Consider the following 17,458-nt stretch of genomic DNA (forward strand, 5'->3'; position numbering starts at 1 on the left):
CCCGCCGCTGCGCCGGGTCCGGACTGCTCAGCGACAGGCGGGCGCCGGCCCGTTCCAGCGCGCGCCGCAGCTCGGCGTCGCCCTCCCGCGCCAAGCGTTCCCTCAGCAAGGGCAGCAGCGCCGGGTTCCCGCTGTCGCCCAGCGCGCGGACCGCGGCCAGCCGCCGCCCGGGGTCCGCCGCGGCCAGTTCGTCGACCGCGTGAAACACCGCCAGGGCGCCGCGCAGCCGGTTGTTCAACGGCAGCGGTTCCAGGCTGGCGACGTCGCCCGCCGCCGGCTGGCCGGACACCGCGTCGCCAAGCGCGCCGTCCGGCCGCTGCCACAGCACGCGCATACCGTCGGCGGACTGCAATAGCCGGCCCTGCTCCAAGGCGGCCACCGCCGCGCGGCGCTCGGCGTCCGGGCGCGGCGCCCAGCTTTCAATCAAGCCGGCGCGTTCGGCCGGATCGGCGCCGGCCAGCTCGGCCAAGGGGCCGGCGCCGGCCGCGGCGCACCACAGCGCCAGCGCCCAAGGCAGGGCTTTACTCCAGGACATGGCGGGCTCCTTTCCGGCTCACTTGCTTTTCACCGGGGTGTCCGGCCGCTTGTCGTTGCCGGGCAGATACGGGCTCCACGGCTGGGCGCGCACCACGCTCCGGCTCTTCCACACCACCGAGAACTGCCCGTTGGGCTGAATCTCGCCAATCATCACCGGCTTGCGCAAATGATGGTTGCGGGCGTCCATTTCCAGCGTGAAGCCGGACGGCGCGTCCATCCGCAGCCCGGTCAGGGCCTTGCTCACCGCGGCCGCGTCGGTGCCGCCGGCCTTGCGCACAGCCTGCGCCCACAGCCGGACCCCGACATAGGTCGCCTCCATCGGATCGTTGGTCACCAGCTTGTCCGCCCCGGCAACGCCCTTCTTCCGCGCCCAGGCGCGGTAGTCCGCCACCCACTTGGCGTTGACCGGATTTCTCACGCTCATGAAGTAATTCCAGGCCGCCAGATGGCCGGCCAGCGGTTTGGCGTCGATGCCCTTCAGTTCCTCCTCGCCCACCGAGAACGCCATCACCGGCACCTCGGCCGCCTTCAGGCCCTGATTGCCCAGCTCTTTGTAGAACGGCACATTGGAATCGCCGTTGATGGTGGACACCACCGCGGTCTTGCCGCCGGCGGCGAACTTCTTGATGTTGGCGACGATGGTCTGGTAATCGTTATGGCCAAATGGGGTGTAGGCCTCCTGGATGTCCGCGTCCTTGACCCCCTTGCTCTTGAGGAAGGCGCGCAGAATCTTGTTGGTGGTGCGCGGATAGACGTAATCCGTGCCCAGCAGGAAGAAGCGCCGCGCGCCGCCGCCCTCCTTGCTCATCAGGTATTCCACCGCCGGGATCGCCTGCTGATTGGGCGCGGCGCCGGTGTAGAACACATTGGGCGACATTTCCTCGCCCTCGTACTGCACCGGGTAGAACAGCAGGCCGTTCAGTTCCTCGAACACCGGCAACACCGATTTGCGCGACACCGAAGTCCAACAGCCGAAGGTCGCCGCCACCTTGTCGCGGCTCAGCAATTGGCGCGCTTTCTCCGCGAACAGCGGCCAGTTGGACGCCGGGTCCACCACCACCGGCTCCAGCTTCTTGCCCAAGACCCCGCCTTCGGCGTTGATCTGGTCGATGGCGAACAGCGCCATATTCTTGAGCGAGGTTTCGGAAATGGCCATGGTACCGGACAGGGAGTGCAGCACCCCCACCTTGATGGTATCGGCGGCGAGAGCCGGCGCGGCGCCGAAGCCGCTCAGCGCCAGGCTCAGCGCAAGGGAAGACAAGACATGAGAGCGAATCAACATGGGAAACTCCTGGGGCGATCCTGAAGCGCCGGGAGGCCTTCCGGCCGGCCCGGCGAGGAATTGTTGCACTGCAGGATCAGACTAAGCCCCGGCCCGCCCGGCCGGAATACGTTACATGACGTATGCCCCGTCACCCGCCGCCGGCGCTGCGCAAGGCCAGCGCCGCGGCCGAGGTGCGGGTCTCCACCCCCAGGCGGGCGAACACATGCTCCAGATGCTTGTTGACGGTGCGCGGACTCATGCCGAGGATGTCGCCGATATCGCGGTTGGTCTTGCCCAGGCTCAGCCAATGCAGCACCTCGGCCTGGCGCGGAGTCAGCCCCAGCGCCCGCATCAGGCGCCGCGGCGCCGCGCCGTCTCCCGCCTCGCTCAAGGCCAGCAGGCACTCGTCCCCGGCCAGCCGCCGCGCCAGCAAGGCCGCGCCGTCGCCTTCGGCCAAGGTCAGGCTGGCCCCCGCCGCGGCCTGGGCCAGCCAGGGCCGCCAACGCGCCGCCAGCGCCGCCTCGGACCAGCCGTGGGCTTGCAGCAGGCCGCGCGCGCGCTCGGTCAGCCACAGCGGCCGGCCGCTGGCCGGGTCCGCCGCCAGCAAGGCCTGGCCCGACGCCTCCAGCGCCTGCCGCGCCCGGCACAGCTGGCGCGCGCTGCCGATATGGGCGGCCAGCCGCGCCAGCACCTCCGCCGGCCGCAGCGGCTTGATCACGTAATCCGCGCCGCCGGCGGCAAACGCCGCCAGCACGTGCTCGCTGTCGCTGAGCCCGGTCATGAACACGATGGGAATCGCCTGCGTTTCCGCCCCCGCCTTCAAGCGCCGCGCCGTCTCGAAACCGTCCATGCCCGGCATCAACGCGTCCAGCAGAATGATGTCCGGCCGGCACTCGGCGGCGCGGCCCAAGGCCGCCGCGCCGTCCGTGGCCAGCAAGACCCGGTAGCCGGCCAGGTCCAGCGCATCGTGCAGCAAGGCCAGGTTTTCCGGCTGATCGTCCACGATCAGCGCCGTCGCCCGCTCCGGCCGCGGCGCGCTCACGCCGGCGCTCCCGGCAGCCATCGCAGCAACTCGTCCAGCCGGCAGCCGTCCAGCAGGCTCCGCGCCCGCGCCAGAAACAGCCCGTAAGCCGGGTCCGCCCCCAGCGCGCCCACCTCCAAGCGCAGCAGGGCGGCGCGTGCGCCGCGCAGATAGCCGCGCCGCAAAGCCTGCCGCAACTCGTCCAGCGCCTCCTCCGGCGGCCAGCGCAGCGCCGGCTCCGCGCCGCTCAGCCACTCCAGCTGCAAGCGTCGACCTATCCAGTCCAGCAGCTGCTCGACGCGGATGGGCTTGACGAAGAAATCCTCGGCGCGGATGCCCGCGTCGTTGTCCTGCCCCCGCTCGAAGGCGTTGGCGGAAATCACCGCCAGCGCAGGCGCGTCGCCGTGCCGGCGACGGATGCGCCGCAGGGTTTCCCAGCCGTCCAGGCCCGGCATCGCCAGATCCATGCACACCAGATCCGGCAGCGTCCCTGCCTGCTCCAGCCGGTCCAGGCAAGCCTGGCCGCTGGCGGCCTGCTCCACCTCGAAGCCCAAAGGCAGCAAGGCGCTGGCCAGCATCTCCCGGTCCTGCTCATGATTGTCCACCAGCAGCACCCGCCGCCGCCGGCCCTGGTAGCCGACGCGCACCGACAAGGGCGCCGCCGGCGCGGCGCCCAGCCGCGGCAGGAACAGACGCAACGTGAACACGCAGCCCCCGCCCGGCCGGCTGTCCAGCCTCAGCTCCCCGCCCATCAGCGAGGTCAGCATGCCCGCAATGGTCAGCCCCAGCCCGCTGCCGCTCTGGCCGGCGGCCTCGCCGCCGCGCTCAAACGGCTCGAACACGCGCTCGGCCTCCTCCGGCGAGATGCCGGGCCCAGTGTCGGCAATGTCGAAACACGCCACCTCGCCCTGATAACGCAGGCCCAGGCTGACCTCGCCATGCGTGGTGAACTTGACCGCGTTGCCCAGCAAATTGATCAGAATCTGCCGCAGCCGCCGTTCGTCGGCGCGCACCAGCGCCGGCCACTCGCCTTGCGGCAGGAAGCGGAAGCCCAAGCCCTTGTCCCGCGCCTGCAGCTGGAACATCGCCGTCAATTGGCCGATCAGCGCGGCGAAGTCCAGCGGCCGCGGCTCCAGGCTGAGCCGGCCGCTTTCTATCCGCGCCAGATCCAGCGTGCCCTCGATCACCGACAGCAGGTGATCCCCGCTGCGGCGGATCACCGCCAGCGCCGGCCGTTTCGACGGCGGAATCTCCGGGTCCCCGTCCAGGATCTGCGCATAGCCCAGCATGCTGTTCAGCGGCGTGCGCAGCTCATGGCTGAGCGTGCTCACGTAGCGGCTCTTGGCCTGATTGGCCTGCTCCGCGTCGCGGCGCGCCTTTTGCAGCAAGGCGTCGGTGCGGCGGTGGGAAGCGATCTCGCGCAATAAGCGCTGGGTCTGCCGCTTGGACTCTTGCCGCGCCACCTGCCGGCTCTGCCGCAACAAGACCAGCCACCAGGCCAGCACGCTGCAACCCAGCAGCAGGCCCGCGCCCAATTGCGGCAGCCGCGCCGCCAGCCCCTCCAAGGCCGGGCGGCTCCGCGCCCAAAAGGACAAGCCGGCCATAAGCAGGCCCAGCCCCGCCAGCATGGGCGTCATCAGCAGCAGATAATCGGCCAGGCCGCGTTGCAGATACGGCCGGCAGCCCCGCGGCAGCAGCCGGCTCAGCCAGGCGCGCCACTGCTTGTCCAGCCGCGCCTTGGGCTTGCAGCGGTCCTCGCAGCGCGCGTCCAGCGTGCAGCACAGGGAGCAGATCCAGCCGCGATACGCTGGGCAACTGACCATGTCCGGCGGCTCGTACAGGCGACGGCACAATGCGCAGCGCTGCGGCGGGGCAGGCGGCGACGCCGGCTGTCGCGCCAGGTAATAACGGCCGCCGCTGAGCCAGGCCAGCGCCGGCGTGGCCAGCAAGGCGGTCAGCAAGGACAGGAAGGGGGCCAGCGGCTGCATCTGCTCGCCCAGCGCCCCCAGATGCGCCGACACCGAAACCGCCGAGGCCAGGACCAGCGAACCCAGCCCCACCGGATTGACGTCGTAAAGATAGCCGCGGCGGAACTCAATGCCCGGCGGGCTCAGCCCCAGCGGCTTGTTGATGGCCAAATCCGCCGCCACGGTCACCATCCAGGCGATGGCCAGATTGGCGAACAGCGCCAGCACGTGCGCCAGCGCCTGGAAAATCTCCAGCTCCATCAGCAAGAGCGCGATCAAGAGATTGAAAGCCACCCACACCACCCGCCCCGGATGGCTATGGGTCAGCCGCGCGAAGAAATTGGACCAGGCCAGCGAACCGGCATAGGCATTGGTGACATTGATCTTCAGCTGCGACAGCAGCACGAACAGCACCGTCGCCGCCAGCGCCAGCCGGCCGTCGCCCCAGATCCGGGCGTAGCCGAACCAATACAGGCGCGCCGGATCCGGCGCCGGCCCGCCGGCCTGACCATGGTCCAGAACCAGCCAGGCCAGCAGCGCGCCGCCCAGCATCTTCAGCATGCCGGGCAATACCCAGCCGGGGCCGCCGGCCAGGCAGGCCAGCCACCAGCGGCGGCGCTGGCCGGCGGCGGGCGGCGGCATGAAGCGCAGATAGTCCGCCTGCTCCCCCATCTGCGCGATCAAGGCGATGCCGATGCCGAAAGCCGCACCAAAACGACGCAGATCGAAGCCGCCCGCACCGCCTTCCGCCCCGGCGTAGTGCCAAAAGCCGCTCAAGGCCTCCGGCTGGCGCGCCAGCACGAAACCATAGGGCAGCAACAACAAGCCCAGCCACAGCGGCTGGGTCCAGACTTGCAGCCGGCTGATGGCGGTGACGCCGTGGGCCACCAGCGGCAGCACCGCCACGGTGCACAGCACATAGCCCCAGGCCGGCGGCAGGCCAAAGCCCAACTCCAGCGCATAGGCCATGATGGCCGCTTCCAGCGCGAAGAAAATAAAGGTGAAGGCCGCGTACAGCAAAGAGGTGACGGCGGAACCCAGATAGCCGAAGCCGGCGCCGCGGGTCAGCAGATCCATGTCCACGCCGTAGCGGGCGGCGTAGACGCTGATAGGCAGGCCGGCCAGCAGAATCACCAGCCCCACCGCCAGAATGGCCCAGGCCGCATTGACGAAGCCGCCCGCCGTCAGCATCGCCGCGCCCACCGCCTCCAACACCAGAAAAGCGGCGGCGCCGCCCAGCGCGGTGTGCGCCACCCGCCACGGCGACCAGCGCCGGAAGCTCTGCGGGGTATAGCGCAAGGCATAGTCTTCCAGCGACTCGCGCGCCACCCAACTGTTGTAATCGCGGCGAACTTTCACCGCGTAAAGCGGCGCGGGATGGGAAGCGGACATGGCGGCGGCCTTGAGGCGATGCTAACAACTGCTTTAATGCAAAAAGCCTGCCAAGCGCCGCCGCGCGCGGCAAAAGGCCGCCGCTTCCCATCGCCGCCCTGCGCGCCGTTTTATACGATACGAATGGAGAATGTACTGATTCAGCGGCGAATTTCGCGCCGCCGCCTGCAAACAAGCTATTCACACAACATTAAGCAAGCGCTAATATTGATTGGCAACCACCACCCAGGCCGGCTCCGCCGGCCCGCCACATTAAGGAATTCCCGATGGATACCCTGCTGTTTCTGCTATTGGCCGCCTCATTGCTGGCCTTGATCCTGCGCAAGCGCCAATGGGCCTACGCCTGCTGGGGCCTGGCCTTCGCGCTCACCCTGTACTGGTTCAAGTTCCACGCCACCAGCAGTCTGCCCATTTCGCTGTGAGGAACCCAACATGACGCACAACCTCACCGACAAGTTGAACCAACTGGGCCTGCTGCTGATCAACCTGATGCTGCTGGTCGCCTTCTACTTCCAGTTCGCCCAGCATGAGCTGCCCTGCCCGCTCTGCCTGCTGCAACGCGTGGCCTTGTGCGCCATCGCGGTGGCGCTGGCCGCCAATGTGCTGCTGGGCGACAAGCCCGGCCATTACGGCATGATGCTGCTGGCCGCCGCCGCCGGCTTCGCCGTGGCCGGCCGTCAAGTGCTGCTGCACATCGCCCCCGGCGACGCCGGCTTCGGCCCGCCCATCCTGGGCCTGCATTTCTACACCTGGGCCGCCATCGCCTTTTTCGCCGTCTTCATCGGCTGCGGCCTGCTGCTGATGCAGTGCCAGCGCGAACACAGCTTCGACCGTCAGCCCCCGGCGCAGCTGGGCCGGCTGGCCAAGGCCGGCGTCGCCCTGACCATGGCCCTGCTGCTGGGCAACGCCCTGTCCGTATTCCTGGAATGCGGGCTGGCGGCTTGCGGAGAAAGCCCGATCAGCTATCTGCTGCTCAATTAAGCCCGCGCCGCGCCGCCGCTAGATCGACCAATCCTCGTCCGGCGCGGCGGCGCGCGCCGCCGGCGCTTCCGGCCGCAGCACCAGCCACAGCGCCAGCGCGATCAAGGCGCCGCCCAGCGCCTGGGACAGCGTCGCCGTCTCTCCCAGCGCCAGCCAGCTCCAGAAAATGCCGAAGGGCGGAATCAGAAACGTCACCGTCAGCGCCTTCAGCGGGCCGACGTCGGCGATCAGGCGGAAGTACAAGACATAGGCCAGCGACGTGCACAGCAGGCCCAAGGCCAGCATCGCCAGCCACACCTCCGCCCCCGCCTCCGGCCAGCCCAGCGGCTGGGAACTCGCCTGCCAGGCCATCAAGGGCAATAGCAGCAAGACCGCGCCCAACTGGCTGCCCAGGGCCACCACGCGGCTGTCCAGGCCGCCGCGGTCCGCAATCCAGCGCTTGGTCAGAAAACCGGCCAGGCCGTAACAGGCGGTGGCCGCCAGGCAAGCCGCCACGCCCCACAAAGCCGCCGTCCCCGTCGCCAGCGGGCCCGTCTGCGTCAGCACCGCCACGCCGGCCAGGCCGATCAGCACGCCGGCCAGCTTGTTGGCGCTAATGCGCTCCCCAAACGCCGCCGCGCCGATCAGCACCCCCATCAGCGGCGTGCTGGCGTTCAGGATCGCGCTATAGCCGGCCGGCAACACCCGGGCCGCCAGCGCGAACAAGAGAAAGGGCAAGCCGGAATTGATCACCCCCAGCAGCAAGGTGGCGGCCAGCTTGCCCTTGAAGGACAGCCCCACCCGCAACAAGGCGATCAGCCCCAGCAGGCCCGCCGCCCCCAGCGCCACCCGGCCAAACGCCGTCGGCAACGCGCCCAACGCCGGCGCGGCGATGCGCATGAACAAAAAGCTGCCGCCCCACAAGGCCGCCAACAACAGCAAACGACTCAAGCTCGCCATTCCCATGATGCCTCTCCCTTCGCCTTGTATTTAACTTTGCTAAACCAGATACTGAAATCATCAACCGCATAGATGCCGCAAACAAACGATTTTTCCTGCCTTACGATTTAGAAAATCTAAACTCATATGCCCAAACCGCCGCTGGAATCCCTGCGCTTCTTCGAAGCCGCCGCGCGCCGGCTCAGCGTCAAGCTGGCCGCCGAAGAACTGCACGTCACCCCCGGCGCGGTCTCCCAGCAACTGCGCAAGCTGGAAGACTGCCTGGGCCAGCCGCTGTTCGAGCGCCGCGCGCGCGGCCTGACGCTCAACGCCGCCGGCCGCGACTACCTGGCCGCCTGCCGGCAAGCGCTGGACCTGATAGACCACGCCACCGCGCGGCTGACCGGCGCCCGCCGCGTAATCCTGCTCAGCTGCACCCCCTCGTTTGGCGCGCAATGGCTGCTGCCCCGGCTGCAGGGCTTCATGCGCGAGCACCCGCGGATCGACGTCCACGTCAGCACCGGCAACCGCGTGGTCGACCTCGCCGCCGAAAACATCCACTTCGCCGTGCGCCACGGCTTGGGCGATTACCCCGGCCTCAGCGCCTGCAAGCTGCTGGACGACGAACTGACGCCGGTATGCGCGCCCGCGCTGCCGGCGCGGCTGGACGCCCTCAGCGGCGAGCGGCTGCTGCACGACGAACACCGCGGCGACTGGCGGCTGTGGAGCCGCGCCGCCGGCCTGGAACTGGACTGCGAACAAGGCGTGGTCTGCGTGGACTCCAACGCCGCCATAGAGGCCGCGCTGGCCGGCCGCGGCTACGCGCTGGCGCGGCGCTCCTTGCTGCAAGCCGAACTGGCCGCCGGCCGGCTGCGGGAACTGCCGGCGCCGCCGCTGCGCAGCGCCCTCGCTTATTACCTGATACACCGTCCGGACCTCATGCGCGACCCGGAAATGGGCGTCTTCAAACAATGGCTGCTGGAACAAGCCGCGGCGGCCCAAAACAAAAGCCCGCCGGGCGGCGGGCTTGTTGCGCAACAGCGTCTTGGCTAAGGGCCTACAGACGCACGTTCTCGATGCGGGTCACATGCGGCGGCTTGCCGCCCAGCGGCTGGTAGATGTACACCGCCACCAGATGCGGCTGCGCGCCGGGATACACCACCTCCGCGCTGGCCAGGAAAATATAGTTCTCTCCGGCCACCACTTGCGTGGACACCGCCAGCGGCACGTATTTCACGCCCAGCAAACCTTCCGTGGCCTGATGGAAAACCTTGCGGTCTTTTTCATCCACCGGCTGGAAACCGGACCAACCACCCAGCAATTGTTCAGACATGATCATGCTCCCGTAATGAGTTATCCAACACTGGAAACAACACGGAGCCCGCTTCGCTTGCCCCGCCCAATGCCGGTATAGCAAGGGCCCCCGCGCCAGGGCAAGGCTTTAGTTATTACTACGTAATTCATATTTCAAACTAAATTCCCATTTATCATTTTCATATCGCCAAACAGACTTTGGGCAGCCGCTCGGCGTCGCCGGCCAAGCCGCGCACGCATGAAAAAAGCCCCGCGTAGGGGCTGGATTCATCATGGGCATCGCGTCAGCATACGGACAGACGCGCAGCGTAAAGCGGCTCTCAGAACGTGTTTACGATCTCGCGAGCCAAGGCGAAAACCGCTGAGAAAGCGGAATGTACGCACGGCATATGAGCATTTCGAAGCGCTACTCGCCGTGCCGCGTCTCACGACGCGCAGCAGATCGTAAACAGGTTCTCAGAAATTCAAAGCCCAATCCGGTTGCAAGGCCTTGATCAAGCCCGGCGGCAGACGCTCGCCCTCCACCAGCAAGGAACACTCCAGCGAGAAATGCCGGGGGTCGGACTTGGAGGCCGTCAACAACAAACGCGGCACGTCCGCGTACTGCTGCTCGGGCTTGATGGTTTTCCACGCGCCCTTGTCCCATTGGCGGTACAACGTGCAGACGCCGCCCTTTTCCTTGTCGCAGCTGAATGTCAGATCCGGCCGCTGGGCGACGAATTGCTGGAGCGTCATATCCCGCTGCCCCAGCAAGCGGAAACCCCAGTTATAGGACTCCAATACCCCGTTGACGTCCATCGGACCATTGGTGTTGTGGAAGTGTTCTTCCACGTAATCGCGCAAGGCCCACTGCGGCGTCAACGCCACCGGCTGATCGATGGCGGAATGGCGCAGCAGCGACGTCAAGCCTTCGGACGCGCCGCTGACGTCCTCCTCCATCTCCTGCGCCTGATCGCGGACAGGCTGCATCCGCAACGCGGCGCGGCCGTTTTCCACCGTCACCGGCAGGCCGGGAACGGCCTTGCCGGGCTGGGCGATGTAGCGAAAGAAACTGCCGTCGCAATTGAACATCTGGCGCAGCGCCTCATCATCGGCATGGGCGTGCAGGCTGAGCAACATCAAGAAGGGCAAGCATTTTTTCATTGGCTTTGAACTGAGCTTTTTAGGAAGCCGACGATGCTAACATAGAAATTACATTTTCATTTTTGACTGTATTTACAAGTACATACACATTCATCATCCATTGCCGCTCAATGAACGCGCCCGCCCGGCCTGAAGCCCCCGCCCTGCCTTGCCGCCTCCAAGCAACCGTATTCATGCCAAAACCAAAATGAGCTTGCAATCTGACAACTAGTTGTCAATAATGGCAACCGGTTGTCAAATAGAGAAACCCCATGTCCACCCAACAAAACCATCGCCCTCAAGACATCACCGAGCTGATGTTGCTGATCTTCCGCCTGAACGGCACCCTGCTGGAAAGAGGCGACCAGCTGGTGGCCCACCTGGGCATCAATAGCGCGCGCTGGCAGGTGCTCGGCGCGGTGGGCCTGGCCGACGGCCCGCAAACCGCGCCGCAAATCGCCGCCCGCATGGGCATCAGCCGCCAAGGCGCGCAAAAACAGCTGCACAAGCTGGTGGAGGAAGGCTATTTCGACGTGCTGCCCAACCCCCAACACGCCCGCTCCCCGCTGTACCGGCTGAGCCCCAAGGGCGAACGCACCGTGGCCGGCACCCAAGATTGCCAGGCGCGGTGGACCGCGCAACTGACGCAACAGCTGCCCGACGCGGACTTCGACGCCGCCCGCCAAACCCTGCAACAACTGCTGCGCGTGCTGGAGACACTCAGCCCGCCCATTGGAGAAGAGAAATGAACCGCTTCCTCAAACTCATCCACTTCATCGCGCTGGCCTTGTTCCTGGGCAGCATTCTGGCCTGGATCGTGCTGTCCGAAACCGGCCCGGCCGCCCCGGCCCTGCTGGCGCAGACGCGGCAGTACATCCATATCGGCACCTGGGCGCTGACCGTGCCCGGCCTGTGGCTGATGTTGATCAGCGGCCTGCTGCTGGGCTACCGGCGTTACGGCCCGCGCAACCGCTTCTTTCAGCTCAAGCTGGGCCTGACGCTGCTGATCCTGCTCAACGCCAGCTTCGTGGTGGTGCCGGCGGTGGACATGGCCAATCAACTGGCCCAAGCCGCGCTGCTTGAGGGTGCGGGCGGCGAGCTGGGCGCGGACTTCCACGCCGCCACCCTGCGCGAGGCGATAGGCGGCGGGCTCAACATCCTGCTGATCGTGATCACCGCCGCCGTCGGCGTTTGGCGGCCCGGCGCTCGCGGCCGCTTCACGGCGGACGGCCATGGCGTCAACGCAGGCGCTGCTGTAAAAACTCGATGAAGCGCTGGGTCTTGGCCGGCAGCAAACGGGTTTCCGTCAGCGCGTACACCGGCACCGGCGTGCCGTGCCAGCCGGGCATGATCCGGCGCAGGCCGCCGCTGGCCACCTCATCCGCGACAATCTCCGCCGGCATCAGCACAATGCCCATGTCCAGCGTCGCCAGCCGCTTGGCCAGGCCTATGCTGTTCAAGGCGAAGCGCCCGCCCGCCGCAACGGCGAGCTCCCGCCCTTCGCCGTGGAAGGTCCAGGCGTCGGGCTTCAGCACGCTCAGGCACTGATGCCCCGCCAGCTCCGCCGGGCTTGCCGGCTCGCCCGCGCGGGCCAGATAGCCGGGCGAGGCGTATAGCCCGGGCGTCAGCGCGCCCAAGGTCCGCGCGATCAATTGCGAACTCTCCGGCGTCCCCATGCGCACCGCCACGTCGAAAGGCTCGCTCACCAGATCGACGCGCCGGGGAGTCAGGTCCAAATCGAAATCGATGCCGGGATGGAGCCGCGCAAACTCGGCGATCATCGGCGCCAGATAAGTCACGGCGAAATCCACCGGCAGCGAGGCGCGCAACACCCCGCTGGGCTGGGCCAGCATCTCGCCCAATTGCTCGTGCGCCAGCCGGGCCTCGTCGACGATGCGCCGGCAGCGCTCGTAGTAAAGCAGCCCAGCCTCGGTCAGCTCTATCCGGCGAGTGGTGCGATGCAGCAGCCGCAGCCCTATCGACTTCTCCAGCGCGGCAATCCGCCGCGACAGCGTGGAGTTCGGCACCCCGATCGCCTCCGCCGCGTTGCGGAAGCCCTTGGCCTTGACCACCTCGACGAACAAAGCCATATCGTTTAGCAATTCCACCTCATTGCTCCAAAAATGGATCAGTATTATCCAAAATACCCTATTTATCTCACAAAAAAAGCCGGCGATGATGAGAGCACCCCACCAATAGGAGAAAGCGCAATGAACCCCGTATTCGACCCCGCCCGCCTCGCCGGCCTCACCCTGAGCAACCGCCTGGTCATGGCCCCGATGACCCGCTCCCGCGCCCAGGCGGACGGCAGCCCGAGCCCGCTAGCCGCCCGTTATTACGCCCAGCGCGCCAGCCTCGGCCTGATCATCAGCGAAGGCACCCAGCCGTCCGACGCGGGCCAAGGCTACCTCGCCACCCCCGGCATCTACACCGACGCCCATGTCGCCGGCTGGAAACACACCACGGACGCCGTCCATGCCCAGGGCGGGCGTATCTTCATCCAGCTAATGCACGCCGGCCGTATGAGCCACCCGGACAACACCCCGCGCCATGAGCTGGGCGTCGCACCCTCCGCCATCGCCCCGGGCGCCGGCATGTTCACCGCCACGGGAATGCAGCCGATTCCCAGCCCGCGCGCGCTGAGCACCGAACAAGTGCGCCAGACGGTGCAGGACTTCCGCCACGCCGCCCGCCGCGCCATTGAAGCCGGCGCCGACGGCGTGGAAATCCACGGCGCCAACGCCTATCTGGTCCAGCAATTCCTCGCGCCCAGCGCCAACACCCGCGACGACGAATACGGCGGCTCCCTGGAAAACCGCGCCCGTTTCGCCATCGAAGTGGCCACCGCCATCGCCGAGGAAATCGGCCCGGACAGAACCGCCATCCGTCTATCGCCCGGCCTGAGCATCTGGGGCATAGACGAAGGCGAACAAGGCCCGGCGCTATACCGCTATCTGGTGAGCGAATTGAACAAGCTGGGACTGACCTACCTGCACCTGATGCACCTGGGCGATGAGGCCTTGCTGGCCGATCTGCGCCAACGCTGGCAAGGCGCGCTGATCCTCAACCGCCCGGGCCGCCCGCGCGAGCAGATCGGCGCCGATATCGCCGCCGGCCTGGCGGAGCTGGAATCTTACGGTGCCATGGTGTTGGCCAATCCGGACTTTGTGGAACGGCTCAAGCGGAATGCGCCGCTGAACGCGGCCGACAAGAACAGCTTCTACGGCGGGAACGAGCAGGGTTATACCGACTACCCCGCCCTGAGCGACGCGCAGCCGGCTTAGAGCCTGTTTCAATATGACGATGCGGCCTTGAAAGCCGCGCACCCAACGCGCCCCAAGGCCCGTCAACAGCCTTCCGCGTGGGTATCGCTGCGCTCCTCCCACCCTACCCATGGCGAGCGGCCGCTTCCAGGGAGGGAGGCGCCGTAGGCGATACCCATCGGCGCGCTCTGCGTTCCGTGACGGCGGGCCATGGAAGCGGTTCGCGCTCCACGCCGGATGGCTCTCCGGATGGCTTTAATGATCCGCGCACAAGTGCTGCTGCAACCAGCGCTTTACAACGGCGGCGTTGGGATGGGCGTCCCCGCCTTTTTTGAAGGTCAACACATAGGCGTTATCGGTTTGCAAAGCGCTCGGAAACGGGGAGCAGAGCGAACCGTCTTCCAGCAGCCCTTGCACCAGCCGCTGATCCGTCATGGCAATGCCCGCCCCTTGCAAGGCGGCTTCAATCGCCAATTCATCCAGATTGAAAAAGATTTGCGCCTGCGATGGGTCCAGCCACAGATTCTTGCTTAAAGACCAGCGCTCCCAATCCATGCCGTTCATCGAACCATGCAGCAGCGTATAGTCCGGCAATTGCTCAAGCCGGGTCGGCAAGGGCTTCGCGCACACGGATTGCGGATGACAGACCGGAATCAGGGATTCGGCGAATAAGAGCCAATCCTCCTGCGTGATTGCCGCTGCGTCCTTATAACTGACAAAGGCGTCGTATTGCGCCAAGTCGCCATAAATCAAATCGGTTTCCGTTTCCACCGCCAAACTCATCCCAGGGTTATCCGCGGCAAATTGATTCAGCAGCGGGATAAACAGCCTCATGGCCAATGAAGCGTAGATCTTCAAACGAAACGGCCTGATTTTTTTGGAATAGCGCTTCTCCACATTGCCCAGCTCGCGAAAAATCAATTCCGCCGAATGCAGCAGCCCCACGCCCTCCGCGGTCAGCTCGATCTTGCGCGCGCTCCGCTTGAACAAAGTCACGCCATAATGTTCTTCAAGCAATTGAATCTGCCGGCTGACCGCGCTTTGGGTCAGATGAAGCCGCTCCGCCGCCGCCGTGAACGAGCTGCATTCGCTCAACACCAGAAAGGTTTGCAAGGACTGAATATTGGGCGGACGAATGATCATGAGCATGAAATCCCGGAATGATAGGATGAAAACAAATTGTTGGTCATGGCCGCAAACCGCTGCTTACACTAGAAAAATCGGCAATACCCCATAAGCAGGGCAAGCAATGAATCAATGCGGCTGGATTGAAACCACGGAATCAAGCAAGACCTTCCCCAGCTTGAACAAAAACCTAAAAACCCATTTCCTGATTATCGGCGGCGGAATCTCGGGCATTTCTTGCGCCATCAATCTGGCCACGCTAAACCCCTCCGCCCACATCACCCTCGTGGAGCGTCAATTATTGGGACAAGGGGCCTCCTCGCGCAACTCCGGCTTTGTCGTCTGCCATGAAAAACCCGACAACGGCGAATATTGGCGACAAGCCGGGTTTGAAAACTACCGGCATGAAACCCGCTTCGGCATGGCCGCCAGCCAACTCCTTGCCCAATACATTGAACGATTCCAAATAGACTGCGATTACGACGCCGCCGGTTATTACATTGGCGTGAGCGATGTCAGAAAAATGTCCAGCCCCGCGCGCCTCCTGGAAACGCTGGAAGCCGTGGGCGCGCAAGCCACGCTATGCCAGGGCGCATCGCTCGCCCATGCCTTGGGCACGGACTTTTACCAGCTGGCCATACACTGCGCCGGCGGCAACGCCCTGATTCAACCCGCCAAATATGTCCAGGGCCTGCTGGCCGCCTTGCCCGCCCAAGTGGAAGTGTATGAGCAGTTCAACGTCAGCCAAATTCGGAGCGGGCCGCTTGGCGCGCTGGAGGCCCATGGCAACGGGCGGGTCATCCGCGCCGACCATATCATTGTTTGCGCCGGCGCCTTCGCCGGCAGAGCCGGCCTCCAAGGCGCGCACGTGCTGCCGCTGGAGCTCAGCGCCTCCTTGACCCGGCCCTTGAGCCCGCCGGAACTGGCCGCCATCGGCAACCCTCGCCCCTGGGGCATGCTGTCCGCGGCCCTGACCGGCGCCACCGTCAGGCTGACGCGGGACAAGCGCTTGATGATACGCAACACCCTGGAATTCCGTCGCCGGGATCTGGCCGCGGCGGACTTGCACGCCCGACGCCAGCGCCATCTATCCGGCTTGCAGCGGCGCTTCCCCTGGCTGGACGAGCAGGCCATCGCCTTTAGCTGGTCCGGCCACCTCGGCGGCACCCGCGGCGGCAGGCCCTTGTTCAAACAGATGGCCCCCAATCTGTTCGCCGTGTCCGGCTGCAATGGCTCCGGCCTGGCGCGCGGCACGCTCTGGGGCAAGCTGCTGGCCGAATACGCCTCGGGCGTTTCCAGCGAGATGCTGACCCACGTCCTCGCCCACGGTTCGCCGGGCTGGCTGCCGCCCAGGCCGTTTCTGGACATCGGCGCCAGCCTGAAAATCGCTTACGAACGCTTTAAGTCCAGCAGTGAAATCTAAGCAAGGAGACGCATCATGGAGAAATGGACAACACGATCAAGAACCGCCTTCGCCCGCGCCGGCCTGCTGCTGAGCGGCTTGCTGACCGCGCCCGTTCATGCAGGCGAAATCCTGAACGTCTACAACTGGTCGGACTACATCGCCAAGGACACCATCGCCAATTTTGAAAAACAGCAGAACGCCAAGGTCCGCTACGACAATTACGACAGCAATACCACCTTGGAAGCCAAATTATTGCTGGGCAACGCCGGATACGATGTGGTGGTGCCCACCTCCAATTTTCTCGCGCGGCAAATCAAGACCGGCATCTACCAGAAGCTGGACAAGAGCAAGATAGGCAATCTGAAGCATCTGGACCCGGTGCTGATGAAGCTGATTGAAGGCGCCGATCCCGGCAACCTCTACGGCGTGCCATGGGCATATGTGACCGTCGGCATCGGTTATAACCAGCAGAAAGTCAGCCAGGCGCTGGGCAGCGACGTCAAGATGAACTCCTGGGCGGTTCTGTTCAACCCGCAATTGGCGGCCAAGGTATCGAAATGCGGCTTGTCGGTGGTCGACGGGCCGGTCAACGTCTTCGCCGCCGCCTTGCAATACCTGGGCCGAGACCCGAGCAGCGCCAACCCCAAGGATTACGAGGACGCCTACGCGCTGCTCAAAAAGGTCAGGCCCTATATCTCCCGCTTCAACACCTCCGGCTACATCAATGACCTCGCCAACGGCGATATCTGCGTGGCCCTGGGGTTTTCCGGCGATGTCTATATCGCCAGCAAGCGGGCCAGCGAGGCCAAAAAACCCTATTCGATCCGCTTCGCCAACGTCCGGGAAGGCGGCTTGCTCGCCTTTGACGTGATGGCCATCCCCAAGGACGCCAAGAATCCCGCGCTGGCGATGAAGTGGGTCAATTATATTGAGGACCCCAAGGTGAACGCGGCGATCACCAATGAAACCTTCTACCCGACGGCCAATAAGGCGGCGCGCAAATACGTGAACCCGGCCCTGCTCAACGACCCCATCCTTTACCCGCCGGAAGCCGAACTGAAGAATATGACCCTGATCAAGCCGCTGCCCCAATCCATCATGAGCTTGCAAAGCCGGCTGTGGTCACGGCTTAAGATCAACAAGTAAGCC

16 protein-coding genes are annotated in these 17,458 nt (G+C 65.5%); 8 read left to right on the forward strand and 8 right to left on the reverse strand.

All coding sequences use genetic code 11. The annotated features are described in order from the left end of the window. Nucleotides 1-553 precede the first annotated feature (553 nt). From urtA to DB032_RS09815, 3 genes are all read right to left on the reverse strand, one after another. The gene (urtA, locus tag DB032_RS09805; protein ID WP_107799318.1) at nucleotides 554-1,819 is read right to left on the reverse strand and encodes an urea ABC transporter substrate-binding protein; all 1,266 of its coding nucleotides are present in this window, start codon (nucleotides 1,817-1,819) and stop codon (nucleotides 554-556) included. Between the two features lie 130 nt (nucleotides 1,820-1,949). After that, complete coding sequence (locus DB032_RS09810; RefSeq protein WP_107799319.1) at nucleotides 1,950-2,864, reverse strand: DNA-binding response regulator; 915 nt, start codon at nucleotides 2,862-2,864, stop codon at nucleotides 1,950-1,952. Continuing rightward, nucleotides 2,840-6,181 (reverse strand): ATP-binding protein, encoded by a 3,342-nt coding sequence (locus DB032_RS09815; protein WP_107799320.1) that lies wholly within the window; start codon nucleotides 6,179-6,181, stop codon nucleotides 2,840-2,842. The genes DB032_RS09810 and DB032_RS09815 overlap by 25 nt, the downstream gene beginning before the upstream one ends. Before the next feature lie 266 nt (nucleotides 6,182-6,447). Between DB032_RS09815 and DB032_RS24115 the strand changes: the two genes are divergently transcribed. Together DB032_RS24115 and DB032_RS09820 are read left to right on the forward strand one after the other, a co-directional pair. Then, entirely contained in the window at nucleotides 6,448-6,603 is a 156-nt protein-coding gene (locus tag DB032_RS24115; RefSeq protein WP_158274275.1) for a DUF5993 family protein, read from the forward strand. Between the two features lie 10 nt (nucleotides 6,604-6,613). Further along, nucleotides 6,614-7,162, forward strand: coding sequence for a disulfide bond formation protein B (locus tag DB032_RS09820; protein ID WP_107799321.1), 549 nt, complete (start codon nucleotides 6,614-6,616; stop codon nucleotides 7,160-7,162). Between the two features lie 18 nt (nucleotides 7,163-7,180). Here the strand turns inward: DB032_RS09820 and DB032_RS09825 are convergent, their stop codons facing one another. Continuing rightward, nucleotides 7,181-8,107 (reverse strand): DMT family transporter, encoded by a 927-nt coding sequence (locus DB032_RS09825; protein WP_107799322.1) that lies wholly within the window; start codon nucleotides 8,105-8,107, stop codon nucleotides 7,181-7,183. Between the two features lie 120 nt (nucleotides 8,108-8,227). On the opposite strand from DB032_RS09825, the gene DB032_RS09830 reads away from it, so the two are divergent. Continuing rightward, nucleotides 8,228-9,133 carry a LysR substrate-binding domain-containing protein gene (locus DB032_RS09830; protein WP_107799323.1) on the forward strand — a complete coding sequence of 302 codons (906 nt, stop codon included), beginning with the start codon at nucleotides 8,228-8,230 and terminating at the stop codon, nucleotides 9,131-9,133. Between the two features lie 4 nt (nucleotides 9,134-9,137). Here the strand turns inward: DB032_RS09830 and DB032_RS09835 are convergent, their stop codons facing one another. Continuing rightward, nucleotides 9,138-9,413, reverse strand: a complete 276-nt coding sequence (locus tag DB032_RS09835; protein ID WP_107801776.1) for a hypothetical protein — start codon at nucleotides 9,411-9,413, stop codon at nucleotides 9,138-9,140. A 437-nt stretch (nucleotides 9,414-9,850) separates the two neighbouring features. Further along, the gene (locus tag DB032_RS09840) at nucleotides 9,851-10,525 is read right to left on the reverse strand and encodes a hypothetical protein (RefSeq protein WP_146176637.1); all 675 of its coding nucleotides are present in this window, start codon (nucleotides 10,523-10,525) and stop codon (nucleotides 9,851-9,853) included. Between the two features lie 263 nt (nucleotides 10,526-10,788). On the opposite strand from DB032_RS09840, the gene DB032_RS09845 reads away from it, so the two are divergent. Continuing rightward, nucleotides 10,789-11,265 carry a MarR family winged helix-turn-helix transcriptional regulator gene (locus DB032_RS09845; RefSeq protein ID WP_107799325.1) on the forward strand — a complete coding sequence of 159 codons (477 nt, stop codon included), beginning with the start codon at nucleotides 10,789-10,791 and terminating at the stop codon, nucleotides 11,263-11,265. After that, nucleotides 11,262-11,786, forward strand: a complete 525-nt coding sequence (locus DB032_RS09850) for a DUF2269 family protein (RefSeq protein WP_107799326.1) — start codon at nucleotides 11,262-11,264, stop codon at nucleotides 11,784-11,786. The genes DB032_RS09845 and DB032_RS09850 overlap by 4 nt, the downstream gene beginning before the upstream one ends. Here the strand turns inward: DB032_RS09850 and DB032_RS09855 are convergent. After that, nucleotides 11,755-12,624, reverse strand: coding sequence for a LysR family transcriptional regulator (locus DB032_RS09855; protein ID WP_233246673.1), 870 nt, complete (start codon nucleotides 12,622-12,624; stop codon nucleotides 11,755-11,757). The genes DB032_RS09850 and DB032_RS09855 overlap by 32 nt on opposite strands. Before the next feature lie 102 nt (nucleotides 12,625-12,726). Here DB032_RS09855 and DB032_RS09860 point away from each other — a divergent pair, with 102 nt between their 5' ends. After that, nucleotides 12,727-13,800, forward strand: a complete 1,074-nt coding sequence (locus DB032_RS09860; protein ID WP_107799328.1) for an alkene reductase — start codon at nucleotides 12,727-12,729, stop codon at nucleotides 13,798-13,800. 234 nt (nucleotides 13,801-14,034) lie between these two features. Here the strand turns inward: DB032_RS09860 and DB032_RS09865 are convergent, their stop codons facing one another. Continuing rightward, a complete protein-coding gene (locus DB032_RS09865; protein WP_158274276.1) occupies nucleotides 14,035-14,922 on the reverse strand; it encodes a LysR family transcriptional regulator in 888 nt (295 codons plus the stop codon). Nucleotides 14,923-15,082: 160 nt separating this feature from the next. Between DB032_RS09865 and DB032_RS09870 the strand changes: the two genes are divergently transcribed. Continuing rightward, on the forward strand, nucleotides 15,083-16,327 hold the full coding sequence (locus tag DB032_RS09870; RefSeq protein ID WP_158274277.1) for an FAD-binding oxidoreductase: 1,245 nt from the start codon (nucleotides 15,083-15,085) through the stop codon (nucleotides 16,325-16,327). Between the two features lie 15 nt (nucleotides 16,328-16,342). Beyond that, nucleotides 16,343-17,455 carry a polyamine ABC transporter substrate-binding protein gene (locus tag DB032_RS09875; protein WP_107799331.1) on the forward strand — a complete coding sequence of 371 codons (1,113 nt, stop codon included), beginning with the start codon at nucleotides 16,343-16,345 and terminating at the stop codon, nucleotides 17,453-17,455. Nucleotides 17,456-17,458: the final 3 nt, after the last annotated feature.

Origin of the sequence: Chromobacterium sp. Panama, assembly GCF_003052555.1 — a bacterium.
In the GTDB taxonomy this organism is placed as follows: domain Bacteria; phylum Pseudomonadota; class Gammaproteobacteria; order Burkholderiales; family Chromobacteriaceae; genus Chromobacterium.